Origin of the sequence: Desulfovibrio sp. MES5, from assembly GCF_002237645.1 — a bacterium.
Classification (GTDB): domain Bacteria; phylum Desulfobacterota; class Desulfovibrionia; order Desulfovibrionales; family Desulfovibrionaceae; genus Desulfovibrio.
In genome coordinates this window covers 1-14315 of record NZ_MJUZ01000002.1, presented here as the reverse complement: position 1 = coordinate 14315, position 14315 = coordinate 1, and the positions used below count along the sequence as shown (strand labels likewise).

13 protein-coding genes and 1 tRNA gene are annotated in these 14315 nt (G+C 58.0%); 12 read left to right on the top strand and 2 right to left on the bottom strand.

The genetic code is table 11. From position 1 onward, the window contains the following. Window positions 1–117: 117 nt before the first annotated feature. The gene (locus BCS36_RS00500; RefSeq protein WP_291300979.1) at window positions 118–1359 is read right to left on the bottom strand and encodes a LarC family nickel insertion protein; all 1242 of its coding nucleotides are present in this window, start codon (window positions 1357–1359) and stop codon (window positions 118–120) included. An 86-nt stretch (window positions 1360–1445) separates the two neighbouring features. Between BCS36_RS00500 and BCS36_RS00495 the strand changes: the two genes are divergently transcribed. The 4 genes from BCS36_RS00495 to BCS36_RS00480 all read left to right on the top strand — a co-directional run bounded on the left by BCS36_RS00495 (window position 1446) and on the right by BCS36_RS00480 (window position 6654). Continuing rightward, window positions 1446–2105 (top strand): CBS and ACT domain-containing protein, encoded by a 660-nt coding sequence (locus tag BCS36_RS00495; protein WP_291300978.1) that lies wholly within the window; start codon window positions 1446–1448, stop codon window positions 2103–2105. Window positions 2106–2357: 252 nt separating this feature from the next. Then, the gene (locus BCS36_RS00490) at window positions 2358–2675 is read left to right on the top strand and encodes a TusE/DsrC/DsvC family sulfur relay protein (RefSeq protein ID WP_012625537.1); all 318 of its coding nucleotides are present in this window, start codon (window positions 2358–2360) and stop codon (window positions 2673–2675) included. 402 nt (window positions 2676–3077) lie between these two features. Next, the gene (locus BCS36_RS00485) at window positions 3078–5516 is read left to right on the top strand and encodes a penicillin-binding protein 1A (RefSeq protein ID WP_291300977.1); all 2439 of its coding nucleotides are present in this window, start codon (window positions 3078–3080) and stop codon (window positions 5514–5516) included. A 244-nt stretch (window positions 5517–5760) separates the two neighbouring features. Then, window positions 5761–6654, top strand: coding sequence for a tRNA (adenine-N1)-methyltransferase (locus BCS36_RS00480; RefSeq protein WP_291300976.1), 894 nt, complete (start codon window positions 5761–5763; stop codon window positions 6652–6654). Window positions 6655–7256: 602 nt separating this feature from the next. Here BCS36_RS00480 and rfaD read toward each other — a convergent pair. Beyond that, a complete protein-coding gene (rfaD, locus tag BCS36_RS00475; RefSeq protein WP_291300975.1) occupies window positions 7257–8228 on the bottom strand; it encodes an ADP-glyceromanno-heptose 6-epimerase in 972 nt (323 codons plus the stop codon). A gap of 154 nt (window positions 8229–8382) precedes the next feature. On the opposite strand from rfaD, the gene BCS36_RS00470 reads away from it, so the two are divergent. From BCS36_RS00470 to BCS36_RS00435, 8 genes are all read left to right on the top strand, one after another. Next, a complete protein-coding gene (locus tag BCS36_RS00470; protein ID WP_291300974.1) occupies window positions 8383–8709 on the top strand; it encodes a hypothetical protein in 327 nt (108 codons plus the stop codon). Beyond that, window positions 8702–9496, top strand: coding sequence for an ABC transporter ATP-binding protein (locus BCS36_RS00465; RefSeq protein ID WP_291300973.1), 795 nt, complete (start codon window positions 8702–8704; stop codon window positions 9494–9496). The genes BCS36_RS00470 and BCS36_RS00465 overlap by 8 nt, the downstream gene beginning before the upstream one ends. Continuing rightward, a complete protein-coding gene (locus BCS36_RS00460) occupies window positions 9493–10656 on the top strand; it encodes a SufD family Fe-S cluster assembly protein (protein ID WP_291300972.1) in 1164 nt (387 codons plus the stop codon). The genes BCS36_RS00465 and BCS36_RS00460 overlap by 4 nt, the downstream gene beginning before the upstream one ends. A 319-nt stretch (window positions 10657–10975) precedes the next feature. Continuing rightward, window positions 10976–11051 (top strand) — tRNA-Ile (locus BCS36_RS00455). Window positions 11052–11391: 340 nt separating this feature from the next. Further along, window positions 11392–11916, top strand: a complete 525-nt coding sequence (locus BCS36_RS00450) for a phosphatase PAP2 family protein (protein ID WP_291300971.1) — start codon at window positions 11392–11394, stop codon at window positions 11914–11916. Window positions 11917–12051: 135 nt separating this feature from the next. After that, a complete protein-coding gene (locus tag BCS36_RS00445; RefSeq protein ID WP_291300970.1) occupies window positions 12052–12411 on the top strand; it encodes a helix-turn-helix transcriptional regulator in 360 nt (119 codons plus the stop codon). 56 nt (window positions 12412–12467) lie between these two features. After that, complete coding sequence (arsM, locus tag BCS36_RS00440; protein WP_291300969.1) at window positions 12468–13313, top strand: arsenite methyltransferase; 846 nt, start codon at window positions 12468–12470, stop codon at window positions 13311–13313. Window positions 13314–13533: 220 nt separating this feature from the next. Continuing rightward, window positions 13534–13800: an RNA-binding protein gene (locus BCS36_RS00435; protein WP_291300968.1), complete on the top strand. Its 267-nt coding sequence runs from the start codon at window positions 13534–13536 to the stop codon at window positions 13798–13800. Window positions 13801–14315 lie beyond the last annotated feature (515 nt).

Genomic DNA, 14315 nt, shown 5'->3' with positions numbered 1-14315 from the left:
CTACTGATGGCTGTCCGCTGTCCGTAAGCGGCAAAGACCCGCTAACGGCTGCCGCAAATCGCATTTTCCGGCAGAATGACAACTTTGCAATGTGAAGCATTTCAAAGGTAATCTGGTCTAGTTTCTTTTAATTTCCGAGCAGTTTTCGGGGTCGGCAGCCAGACGCAATGCGGGAGTCCCAAGGCCATCCTCATGCGCGGCCCGCCCCAGGGCTTCGGCTTCGGGGCGCACATACCCGCTCCCCTCGACCATATACAGCTTGGCTGGCATATCCCGCCCCGCTACCCTGGCCGTCACGGCCCTGCGCGGCAGCACCAGACGCTCCATGCGCTGACAGCGCAGCCCCAGAGTATGGGTGTGCCGCACCACGGCCCGGCTCGCCGCGTCTTCGTCACCCACAAGGCACAACACGCGCAGCAGGCCTGAAGGACGGTTTTTTTTGCCCGTTCCCGGCAGCCACAGAACATCCAGCACTTCAGGCATGTCGGCCAGAGCCGTGAGGGCCTGACCAAGTTCTTCGCCGGTAAGGTGATCAATATGGGTCTCAAGCTGGCTGACCAGTTCGCGCCCGCCGCGGGCGTGGTCGGCCTGGGGGGCCGCCTCCAGCAGCCAGACCCGCAGCCCGGACGCGGCAGGACGTGAGCCATAGCCAGTGCCCATGGCCCTGAGGATGCCGCTGGGGACGCCGGTAAATTCGTCCGTCAGGGCATGCAGCAAAGCAGCGCCGGTGGGGGTGATCAGTTCCTCGCGCGCATCGGTGGCGTATACGGGCTTGTCGCGCAAGAGCCAGGCAGTGGCGGGCGCGGGCAAGGGAATACGCCCGTGCGCGCAGTCTATGCTGCCCGAAAACCAGGGCAGGGACGAAGCCGTGATCCGGCGCGCCCCTAGCTGTTCCAGGCCATAGCACACGCCAAGGATGTCCACCAGGGTATCCACAGCGCCCACTTCATGAAAATGCACCTTTTCAGGCGCTATCTGATGGGCGTGAGCCTCGGCCTGGGTCAGGGCGTCCAGCACGGCCAGGGCGCGCTGGCGCACCGCTGCGGGCAGATCCACCGCATTGAAGATGGCGGCAATGTCCGCCGGGTGGCGCAGGGGCTGCCCTTCATGCCGCCAGCGGACATCAGCACAACGGCCAGGTCCGGCTGCCCTGACTTCTTCGCGAACCTCAAGCTCGCAGGGCACGCCCGCTTTTTCCAGAGCCGCCGTGAGGGGGGCAAAATCCACGCCAAGATGAGCCAGGGCCGCCAGGGTCATGTCGCCGCTGATGCCGCCGCCGCAGTCCAGATATACTTCCATACGTACCCGATATTCGCCGCAGACGCGCCGGAAATACCCTGGCGCGCACTTGTGCAGCATCCGTTTGTTGTTGTATAAACAGAAAAAGGCCGCTGTATACGGCGACCGCAGAACCATCAAACCGCATTGAAAAGCCGGAGGGTAGCATGCCTGTTCAAAACTGGATGACCACCGATGTTGTCAGCGTCACCCTGGAGACGTCCCTGCTCAAAGTCGGCAAACTCATGAAGGATCATCATGTCCGCCGTTTGCCCGTTCTTGATGATGCGGGACGTGTCGTTGGCATTATCTCCGACCGTGACGTGCGTGACGCCTCCCCCTCCAAGGCCACCACGCTCGACATGTATGAAATGCACTACCTGCTGGCCGAGCTGAAAGTCAAAAACATTATGACCCCTAACCCCTTAACCGTCAAACCTTCCGACTCCGTGGAGCACGCCGCCCTGCTCATGCTTGACCACAAGATCGGCGGCCTGCCGGTGGTGGAAGAAAACGGAAAGCTGGTAGGCATCATTTCTGACCACGACGTTTTCAAGGCTCTGGTGGACATCACCGGCGCACGCCTTGGCGGCCTCCAGTTCGCCATCGAACTGCCCGACCAGCCGGGCACGGCGCGCCCCGTCTTTGACCTGCTGCGCGCCCACAACGCGCGCCTGCTGTCGGTGCTTACCGTAAGCAACGAAGATGGCAATCGTCACCTTTTTATACGAGTGCGTGCACTTAACGATAAAGCGGCTGAAGACAAGCTTATGGAAGAAGTTGCAAAGCTTGGCCGAGTGCTGTATTGCATCCGTCAAGATGGTTGAGCCGAGCGATCGGGATTCAATTATCACGGTGAAATAACTGAGAAAAAAATTTGACTAGATCGGTGGGGCAGACCAAAAAAACGTGCCAGGGCTTGCCATCAAATTTTTTTTATGGCATAAAGGCATTCGTTGTGATTGCATTACGCTTTCGCGCCCCATCGGAGGAATTCGGCCGGGATACCCCGGTTGGCTGCGCCAGGAGCATCTTGCTCCGGCGAGGTTGAGTACTATCTGTCCAAGGAGGACACACGCATGGCTGAGATCACCTATAAAGGTAAAAGCTTTGAAGTTGACGAAGACGGCTTCCTTCTGCGTTTTGACGACTGGTGCCCCGAATGGATGGATTATGTGAAAGAATCCGAAGGCATCTCTGAAATCACCGCCGACCATCAGAAGATTCTTGACTTCCTGCAGGATTACTACAAGAAGAACGGCATCGCCCCCATGGTCCGCATTCTGTCCAAGAACACCGGGTACAAGCTGAAGGAAGTTTACGAACTGTTCCCCTCCGGCCCCGGCAAAGGCGCATGCAAAATGGCCGGTCTGCCCAAGCCCACCGGCTGCGTGTAGTCCGAGCCGTTACATTTCGGAAAAAAAGCGGAAGGGAAACCTTCCGCTTTTTATTTTCCAGCGCTGCCTGTCGTAAAAAATACATCCCCAAAGAACACGGCCCGCGCATTACCCCACGCTCTTTACAGATGCCCGCAACCGCGCGGGTATGCCGTGCGCAACCACACGGACAAATGCGCCTGCCCTCGCGGCGTGAACCGCTGGCGCAGCCGCAGGGGCAGCTTCAAAAGGGTCTTGCCCGACAAACCAGTATATTTGCAATTTACAATTGTTTGTTTGTAAAATGCGTCCCCATCCACCATTTCAGGCGTACAGCCTCCGTCCGCACATTTCACAGCCCGCCGCACCCGGCGCTTTGGACGCGCACTTTACGCCGAAGCAAAAAAACGGTATCGCCCTGCCATGAAAATTCGTCTGTCATGGAAAAAATTCACGCTCTGGCTGATTGGCATTATACTGATTTGCGGGCTTCTTGGCGGAAGCGGCGTGGTCATGCTCTTTTACTGGGCCTCGCGCGACCTTCCGGACATTAACCGCATCGCAGAATACAAGCAGCCTCAGGCCACGGTCATTCTGGCCCGCGACGGCTCGACCCTGGGCACGCTTTTTCATGAAAAGCGCTACGTCATCGGCCTCAAAGAGATGTCGCGCTATCTGCCCATGGCCTTTCTGGCCGCTGAAGACGACGCGTTCTACCGCCACATGGGCGTGGATCCCACGGCCATCCTGCGCGCGGCCATCAACAATTTTCGCAAGGGACGCCAGGGCGAAGGCGGCAGCACCATCACCCAGCAGCTTATCAAGCAGCTTCTGCTGACCTCCGAGCGCAGCTATACCCGCAAGATGAAAGAGGCCATTCTGGCCTATGATCTGGAAAAGACCTATACCAAGGACCAGATCCTTACCATCTATCTCAACCAGATATACCTCGGCGAACACGCCTATGGCGTGGAGGCCGCCGCGCGCACCTACTTTGGCAAGCACGCCTCGGACATCACGCTGGCTGAAAGCGCCGTTATCGCCGGGTTGCCCAAGGCTCCCAGCACGTATAACCCCTTCCGCCGGCCTGAAGAGGCCAAGAACCGGCAAATGTATGTTCTTGGACGCTTGCGCGACCTCAAATGGATCACCGCTGAAGAATACGAAAAAGCCATTGCCGAACCTCTGGTTTACTGGAGCATGCCCGAGGGCATGGGCGGCGCGGCCTTGTGGTACCTTGAAGAAGCCCGCCGCCTGCTCATAGAGTTCTTTACGGAACAGAACCTCAAGGCTCTGGGCATAGAAACCGACAAAGCTGGCGCGGACTACGTGTACGAAGCCGGTCTTACCGTGCATACCTCTATGGAGCCTGCCCATCAGTACGCGGCAGGAGCCGCCCTGCGCCAGGGCCTTGAAGAACTGGACAAGCGCCAGGGCTGGCGTGGCCCCCTGGAAAAGCTGGATGCTGAAAAGCAGAAGAGTTTTCTTGCCCAAAAGAGCTTCAGTCCGCTGGATCTCGCTGGCGACAGCTGGGTCAAGGCCATCGTGACCCAGGTGGAAGCCAAGGAAGCGCGCGTGAGCCTGGGGCAGGGGTATACGGGCGTCATCCCCGTGGCCGACATGTCCTGGGCGCGTAAACCCAATGCCAAGGTGGCGGGCATTTATGCCCCTGCCATCAAGGACGCCAAACTGGTGCTCAGCCCTGGCGACCTCATCTGGGTGTCCGCCGCTGAAACCACAGTGGTGGAAACAGGAGCCAAGGGCCGCAAAGAAAAGAAAACCCTGCCCTTTGACCCAGGCTCTGCCAAAAAAGGCACGCTCATTCCCCTGCTCTTGCAGCAGGAACCGGCGGTGCAGGGCGCCGTTGCCTCGGTGGAAGCTGAAAACGGCGACGTGGTGGCCCTCATCGGCGGCTACCAGTTCGGCGACAGCCATTTCAACCGCGCAACCCAGGCCCGCCGTCAGCCCGGCTCCAGCTTCAAGCCGGTGGTCTATTCCACGGCGCTGGACATGGGCTTCACCGCGCTCTCGACAGTGCTGGACGCGCCCTTTGTGTATGTGAACCCCTATACCAACGAGGTATGGCGGCCCTCCAACTACGAAAAGAACTACAAGGGCGAACTGCCCCTGCACACCGCGCTTGCGCTGTCGCGCAATACGTGCACGGTGCGCATAGCCCAGCAGGTAGGCATTGCCAATGTCATCCAGCGGGCCAAGGCTCTGGGCCTTGAACCCCACTTCCCGCAGGAACTTTCTGTCAGCCTGGGCGCTGTGGCGGTTTCGCCCCTCAACCTCACCCAGGCATACGCGGCCTTTGCCAACAAGGGCCTGGGCGTGCGGCCACGCATCATCACTTCCATTACCGATCCCAAGGGCCGCGTGCTCTACCGGCAGGATGTGGAACAATGGCAGGCCCTCAGCCCGCAAAACGCCTTTATGATGGCGACCCTGCTCAAGCAGGTGGTCAATGCGGGCACAGGAAGCCGCGCCAAGATTCCGGGGCACAATATTGCGGGCAAAACCGGCACCACCAACGAAGAGCACGATGCCTGGTTTGTGGGCTTTTCACCCCACCTGGTCACAGGCATCTATGTTGGGTATGACCAACTGCAGAGCCTGGGCCGCCTTGAACAGGGCGGGCGCACCGCCGCCCCCATCTTCCGCGCCTACCGCGTGGAAGTGGAAGACCGCTATCCTGCCGACGACTTCGTCATGCCGGAGGGCATTGTCATGAAGGACGGCCTCGCCTTCCGCTCCGACATGCCCATAGAAGGCGCTTCGGCCACAGCCCCCTCAACCGAGGACGACAGCGTGGTGGACACCTCACAGGGCGGCGAAGACCTTATGCGCCAGATGTTCTGATTTTTTCTATGAAAACACTGATTAAAGAGCCTCTTGGAAACGCGCAGTTGTTTCGTTTGGCAAGGCGCAATCTTTTTTTGAAGCAGGACTGGACTCTTCCGTCCTCGACTTTTTCAAAAAAAAGTGACGCAGCGCCGCCAAACGGAATAAATCAGCGTTTCCCTAAGTTCTCAACTTCCAGGGGCCGAACAACCGGCCCCTTCCGCGACTTTACGCGCCCAACGCCGCAACACAAAGGAAATGCATGATTCCCTATGGCTCTCTTGTTGTTTACGTGACGCCCAAGGGCCGCCGTTACACCAAACGCCTGGTCGAAGACCAGAACTGGCACAGCAACGACGGCACCCTGTTGGCCTCTGATGTGACCACCTGCGATTTCGGCAGCGTGGTTTACACCAATCAGCAGGTGCCCATACAGGTAATGGAAGCCACCCTTTACGACCGCCTCAAGACCCTTAAACGTCAGACGCAGATTATATATCCCAAGGATATAGCCTATATCTGCCTGCGCCTTGGCGCTGGCCCCGGCCGCACCATCATTGAGGCCGGGTGTGGTTCCGGCGGCCTGACCACGGGCCTTTCATGGTTTTGCGGCCCCACCGGGCGCGTTGTCAGCCATGAGGCGCGCGAGGAATTCATGGCTCTGGCCCGCAAGAACCTTGAATGGGCCGGCGTGGGCGACAATGTTGAGCTCCACAACCGCGACGTGGCCCAAGGCTTCGCCGTCACAGGCGCGGACGCGCTCTTTCTGGACGTGCGCACCCCCTGGGAATACCTCGACCACGCGGTGGCGGCCGTGCGCCCCGGCGCAAGCTTCGGCTTTCTGCTGCCCACGGTGGATCAGGTCAGCAAGCTCCTGCTCGGGCTTGAACGCGGCCCCTTTGCGGATGTGGAAGTCTGCGAAATTCTCATCCGTCGCTGGAAGCCCGTGGCCGACCGCCTGCGGCCCGAAGACCGCATGACCGCGCATACGGGATTTCTGGTTTTTGCCCGCCAGCAGCAACGCAGTCAGGACTTTGAGTCACGCAAGCCCCTGGGCACGCGCGAGCGCAAGCAGGAGGCCGCACGGCTGGCCCGCCTGGGACTGGACGGGGAAGCCCCACAGGACTCCATATCAGAGGATGATGCGGCGGAGTAAAGCAGTTTTACTTTGAAATGCTTTTGTGGTGGAGGGGCGGCTTGTTCTGCCGCTAAAGGCGCTGCATTAAACGTTACAGAGCTTTGTGGGGGAGGGACCCTTTTGCAAAAAGGGTCCCTCCCCCACGCCCCCACCCCCTGAAACTCTTGTTATGTTTTAGTGTGGCACAATGAGTTTTCTGATCCACGCGGGGGATAGAGCATATTAACCTTGAAAAAGGTCAACTGCGCTAACGCGGCACGAGAGTGCAGCGCGCCATCTCAAAGGGTACCTGCTCCAGACGCGCTCAAGCCGCTGCCCAATAACGCTTAAAAGCCCGGTACGTTCTACGCGTGCCGGGCTTTTTTACGCAATGAAAATTCACTGGGCGCACTGGACTTACTGAGATCACAGGGCCGATCACTTGGTGCGCCGGGCATACCGCATCGGCCTTGGAGCCAATGGTTGACGAGAGCAGTACGCAGTGCGGGGGAGCGGCCATAAAAAGCCCGCTCCCCCGCGAAATTTCTAGCCAAATCCGACGCGAAACCTCAAACAAAATTCAGCGCTACATCCGCCCCAAAAACAGCGTGAAGTCCGATGCGAAAAACCTGTCGACCCCACTACAGATAGGGGTCTTCATTCTCCAGATACCCGCAAACGTAGTCGGCAATACCCTCTTCAAGGGGCGTAAAGGCGAGCGGGCAGTCCACGCTGTCAAGCCAGCCCATAGCGGCTTCGGTATAGTGCTGGTACCGCCCCTTGAGCGTATCGGGCATGTCCACATAGTTGATGCGGCATGGCAGATCAAGGGCGGCAAACACGGCCCGGGCCAGTTCATTGAAGCTGCGGGCCGTGCCGGTGCCCACGTTGTGGATGCCGCAAACGTCGTTGCGCTCCAGCAGCCAGGCCATGAGGGCCGTGCAGTCTTTGACATAGACAAAGTCGCGGCTCTGCTCACCGTCAGCCATATCCGGCCTGTCAGATTTGAACAGGTCCAGGCTGCCCTCTTTTCTGATCTGCCTGTGGGCCTTGACGGCCACGCTCTGCATATCGCCCTTGTGGTACTCGTTGGGGCCGTAAACATTAAAAAACTTCAGGCTGACCACTTCGTTTTGCAAAGCTTCGCGCAAAAGCCAGAGGTCAAAAAGCTGCTTGGAGTAGCCATACATATTCAAAGGCCGCAAACGCGGCACAAGAGCTTCATCGTCGCTGAACCCCAGCGATCCGTCGCCGTAAGTGGCCGCGGAGCTGGCGTTGATGAAGCGGGCCCCCTTATCAAGGGCATAGCGGCAGAGGTCGCGGCTGTAATGGAAGTTGTTTTCCATCAGAAAATCCGCGTCCTTTTCGGTGGTGGCCGAACACGCGCCAAGATGCACCACAGCGCTGACTTCCCAAGGCAGGGCGTCGCGCTTCATGAGATCGTAAAACTGATCCCTGTGCAGATAGTCCACATAGCGGCGCTTGACCAGATTGCGCCACTTGTCGCTCTTGGCCAGGTTGTCTACAACCACGATATCTTCAATATTCATGCAGTTGAGTTGCCACAAAAGAGCGCTGCCCAAAAAACCCGCGCCACCGGTAATCACATACATGGATACCTCCATACGATCTTTTTTTATGATACCCAGTAGCGTACAGTACCGCAAGCGCGGCCACGGGGCCTGACCCTGTTCCACCGCCGCCCCCACTGGACACAGGTCTACAAGTTTGCCACTATGCGGCATCTGCAAAACCAAGGGGAATACCATGAAAGTGTGCATTGCGTACATGCACGGCAAGCCGGTCATGCTGGAGCTGCGGGACGATATTGCCTATATTAACGATGAACCCGAGCCCATCAAAAACCTCAGCCGGGAAATGCTTCAAAACTTCAGTGACGCCGTCAGCGCCATACCCTACAGCGCTGACCCGGGCTACGACGCCCTGGTCAATGCCAAAAGAGCTGCCTTTATCGTGGATCTGCTGGCCAAGGCCGTGGGAGACGAATGCGTCTCCAGGCTGACCCACATTCTGGATCATGTGCATTACGATGTGATGGAATATCTTGGTGAAACCGGAGACAGCGATGCTTGAACTTAATGACCTGCATGTGGAGGTCAAGGGCACGCCCGTGCTCAAAGGCATAGACCTTCACATAAAACCTGGTGAAACATTCATCCTCTTTGGCCCCAATGGTTCCGGCAAAACGACCCTGCTTATGACGCTTATGGGCGTTTCTGGCTATGAGGTCACCCGGGGGCAGATTATTTTCAAGGGTACGGACATAACCCATGCCCCCATGTACGAGCGGGCGCGCCTTGGCCTTGGCATGTCCTTTCAGAGGCCGCCCACCATCCACGGGCTGCCCACGGGCAAACTGGTGGAACTGTGCGGGCGCGGACGAGATATGGATATTTTGAGCATGGCCCGCAAAGTGCATTTTGACAAATTTCTGGACCGTGACGTCAACGCGGGATTTTCAGGCGGCGAAATCAAGCGGTCTGAACTCCTGCAACTCATGGCCCAGCAGCCCGACCTGCTGCTTTTCGACGAGCCGGAATCAGGCGTGGACCTTGAAAACATGACCCTCGTGGGCCAGACCGTGCGCAACCTGCTTGACGGCATGCCGGAGCGATGTTGCGCCACGCTGCGGCAGCGTGAAAAGACGCGCTGCACCAGCGGCCTCATCATTACCCACACAGGGCACATCCTGGAGTACGTCAACGCCCACAGGGGCCAGGTCATGTACAACGGCAAACTGTGCTGTGAAGCCGGGCCCCGTGAAATTCTGGAGCACATTGCCAGGCACGGCTACCAGGAATGCCTGCGCTGCCTCGCTGGCGACATGTCTGGTCAAATTGCGGAGGCTCCCCTCAAATGAGCAATGTAAACCTTTCCCGGTACAGCTTCAGCGGCAACGAAAGCGCCGCCCCCATTGAAGACCTCGCCAGCCTGTCCGCCGAGGACAAGGAACGCCTTGTTCTGGCAGGCATTGACGTCAACGACCGCTCCGTCAGCGGCGCGTTCATGCAACTCAACCATGCGGGTGTGCACTGCCAGACCAGCCATGAAGGTCTTGACCTTATGGACATCCGTACCGCGCTTAAAAAATTCGACGGACTGCCCCAGTATTTCTGGAAGCTGCTTGATCCTGACAAGGACGAGTTCACCCGGCTCACACGCGAACACTGCAATGGCGGCTATTTTGTCCGCGCCCGCAAAGGGGCCAAAATCAGGCAGCCGGTGCAGTCCTGCATGTTCATCAAGGGGCACGGCGCTGGGCAGAGCATCCACAACATCGTGATTGTTGAAGAAGGCGCGGAGCTGCACATCCTTGGCGGCTGCGCCACGGCCCACGACGCCAATGATACCGCACACCTCGGCATTACCGAATACTTTGTGGAAAAAGGCGGCAAGCTCACCTTCACGATGATTCACAACTGGGGCACAAGCACTACTGTGCGCCCCCGTTCGGCGGGCATTGTGGAAGCCGGGGGCGAGTTTCAGAACAATTACATCCTGCTCAAGCCTGTGGCCGATTTGCAGATGTACCCCACAATGAAGCTGCAAGGTCAGGGTGCGGTGGCCCGCTTCAACTCCGTCATCGTCGCTCCCACAGGCTCCTATGTGGACTGCGGCAACCGCATTGAACTCAACGCTCCCGACACGCGCGGCGAGGTCATCTCGCGCACTCTCACCACGGGCGGCACCATCATCAACCGGGGATTCATCGGCGCTTCCGCCGCGCCCGCCAGAGGGCACCTTGAGTGCAAGGGCCTCATACTGGGCGGGGGGCGCATCCACGCCATACCCGAACTCGACAGCAACCAGGACGGCGTGGAACTGTCGCACGAAGCAGCCGTCGGCAAGATCGCCCAGGAAGAAATTGAATACCTCATGGCGCGCGGCCTGGATGAAGATGAAGCTGCATCCACCATCGTGCGGGGCTTCCTCAATGTGGACATCATGGGCCTGCCCCTGCCGCTGAAAAAGGCCATGGACGAACAGATCGCCCTGCTTGAAACCGGCAACGCCATGTAAGACGGCACGGGGGCCAAGAACGAGCGCATTGCCGCTGGCTCTACAAAACCCCGACGTTGTTGACTGGACCGAGAGCCTGGCTGACAGGACTTACGACTGCGCACGCGCAACACGCAAGGCATGCCCGCGCAGCCGTGCCGGACACAACGTCAGCCGGGGCCAGCCGCGCGGCAACATGCGGCAACGCGGCAATGGGCGGCGCGTTGTGGCCCTGCCTAAGGGCTCCGGGGCGTAGTCTGGCGAAATGCCGAGAAAAACCGGCGGTATCGCTCTGTCGACTTGACCGCCACACAACTTGCGTCTATAGTTCCACTCCTTGGGGCCTATAGCTCAGTTGGTAGAGCCTCCGGCTCATAACCGGCCTGTCCCAGGTTCGAATCCTGGTGGGCCCACCAAGACAATCAGTAGAGTCCGCTGAGGCGCAACACGCCTTGGCGGACTTTGCATTAGAGCAATCTCACTTTGAAATTGCTCTGCTGCCGCGAAGGCGACAGCCGCCACGAAGTGGCGTGGATTCTGGCGAAAACCACGTTTTTCGCCAGAATGATGCGTTGAAACAAAGAGTGTTTCAAAAGCAAAATGCTCTAGGATAAAGCATGTCAGTCTGCGCCACGGCAGATCGGGTCCAACGCCTGCGCACCGTCTGCCGAACAGGCACGGCATGTCCCCGCGACACCAGAAAACCGCCACCAGGCGGCCTGCCACATATAAAAACACCACCACGAAAAAACAGCCATGCAGTCCCTGAATCACGAACTTTTTCTGGCGCTGAACGCCGATGAATCTTCACCTGTTGCACTCATTGCCATTGCCCGCCTTCTGGCTGAATTGCCTATAGTTCTTGCGGTGCTTATGGCGCTCTACATACTGGTGCGGCGAAAATCTGAAAAAATTGTCGCCATGCGTCTCTTGCTGACGGTGTCCCTGGCCATGGCCGCAGCTTACGCCATCAGGAAAATCCATTATAATCCCCGGCCCTTTGTTATTGACCTCGGGCGCACCTTGATCGACCACGCCCCTACAGCATCCTTCCCCAGCTTTCACGGCACCTTTTTGTTTTCAATGGCCGCTGCCTTTCTCTTTTGCCCCAAGGAACGCACTTCGGGCGCAGTGATGCTGCTGCTGGGCCTGGCGACGGCCTGGGCAAGAATATATCTTGGCGTGCATTACCCCCTGGACATGCTGGGAGCGTTGATCACCGCCTTTGCCGCCGCAACCGCCGTTCATTGCTGCTTTCTTTTGCGCAGGCAAAGGATATAGCGCCACAAGCGCCGCACCGTTGCGAACAACTGTCGCAACGATTGAAAACACCCGGCTTAATGCGTAACAGCGCGGGCAATCTGGCCCTGCACCAAGACTCTTGACATATTTCAAAAGAAGTTGAAATATTGATCTATGGAAGTCACCCACGCCAGCACTCTCTTTGAGGCCCTGTCTTCGCCCATACGCCTGCAGCTCTTCCGGCTGCTTGTGCGCTTTGCTCCCGACGGGCTTGTGGCTGGCGAAATTGCCAAACACCTGCAGATCCCCGGCACCAACCTTTCATTCCACCTCAAAGGGCTTTTGCACACCGGCCTGATCACGGTGGAAAAAGAAGGACGCTTTCTGCGCTACCGGGCCAACATCCCCCTGATGCTGGAAACCATCGCCTATCTTACGGAAGAATGCTGCGCAGGCCACCCGGAGCAGTGCGAGAAATTCCGCGCTCAAAGCGCTGTGTCGGCAGAAATGCTGCCTGTGCGCTGCTGCAAGTAATTTTTTTGCCACAACACTTCAATTACATTTGAAATGTTAAAATAAAGAGAAAAAGAATGAAACCCTCCAGCACTCTCGCAAACGGCCAGCATGTCAAGGAAACCGTCCGTTCCGGCTACGCGGCCATAGCCTTGGGACAGCAGCGCTCGTGTTGCGGCGCCCCGCGCAGCAATGCTGCCGATCCCGCCAGGCTGGCGCAAACTCTGGGCTATGATGCCGCGACCCTTGCCCGCTTGCCCGAAGGCGCAAATATGGGCCTTTCGTGCGGCAATCCTGTTGCCATGGCCGCGCTCACGCCTGGCCAGACCGTTCTTGAGCTTGGCAGCGGCGGCGGATTTGACGCTTTTCAGGCTGGCGAAAAAGTGACCGCAAGCGGACACGTCATCGGCGTGGACATGACGCCTGAAATGCTCAATCGGGCGCGAAAAAACATTGCGTCCTACAGTCAGCTCACCGGCCTTGATAACGTGGAGTTCCGACTGGGAGAAATTGAACACCTGCCTGTTGCCGACAACAGCGTTGACGTGGTTCTGTCCAACTGCGTCATCAACCTTTCGCCCGATAAGGAACAGGTGTGGCGGGAGATTTTTCGAGTTCTGAAACCCGGCGGCAAGGCGGCAGTGTCAGACCTTGCCCTCCTCAAGCCGCTGCCGGATAACATCCGTGCAATGGCCGCGGCTCTGGTGGGTTGCGTTGGAGGAGCCATTCTGGTTGAGGAAACCAGAGCCATTGTGGAAAAAACCGGTTTTTCCCGTTGCGCGCTGCGCACCAACCCCGGGTATGTGCAAAGCATGCAGGATTGGAATGACCCGCTGTACGCAGAAATTGCAAAAAATCTGCCCCATGGCGAAAAACTTGCAGAGTTTGTAGTGAGCCTGACTATTGAGGCATATAAAGAGTAAACCCTACAAACGTGCGGGTTTTACAGCCTCGTGCCATGGCAGGCAGGGATTTTGTCCACTTTTGCAGAGTTACATGCCGCGCATTTCTCTTGACAGTCTTTTCCGACCCTCGTAGAGTGCTTCCACTGATTGGGTCCAGTATTTTTTTTTGCCAGAGACTTACGTGGGTAAGGCTTCCAGCGGAAAGTCTGCACCCAGAACAACAAAAATGGAGTCTCAAATGGCTATTTCCATCTACGTGGGCAACCTGCCCTGGTCCGCTACTGAAGACGGTGTTCGTGATCTCTTTTCTGCTCATGGCGAACCCCTGTCTGTTAAGCTCATTTCTGACCGCGAAACCGGCCGCGCCCGTGGCTTTGGCTTTGTGGAAATGAATGAAGACGACGCCCGTAACGCCATTTCCGCCCTTAACGGTGTGGAATTTGAAGGTCGCGCCCTGCGCGTCAATCAGGCTGAAGAAAAGCGTCCCGCTCCCCGCCGCTGGTAGTTCCAGCCGCTAGCTGACGATTCAAGGCCGCAAGCAATTGCGGCCTTTTTTTGCGTCCTGGCGCATCCTCACGTGCCACTCCACCTTGTGCGCCATGCGCTCCACTCCATCTTGTGCACTATGCGCCTCACTCCATCCTGTGCACCATGGCCGGATGCCGCGGACTGAATACGCCGCTTGCCGGGTGCGCGGCTTAATCTATGCGCACGGCTCTGCCCTTATGCCGTTCTCCGGGTGTATTGCTTAATCCTCGCCACTCTCTGCAGGATATGCCGCTTTATTCTATAGCCTGCCCTGGCCAGGTACTGATCTGCCGATGCGCCAGCGTGCCAACTCGCCTCTTCGCTTGCCCCCCCAAACAGACAATCCTTGAGCCCGTGTGATGCAGGAAGACGCCGTCTCTGGCTCACGCAATCAACTACAATAAAAATTTTAGGGGGTGGGGGCGTGGGGGAGGGACCCTTTTTTAAAAAGGAGCCTCCCCCACAAAGCAATTTAAACATGACTTGGAGTCG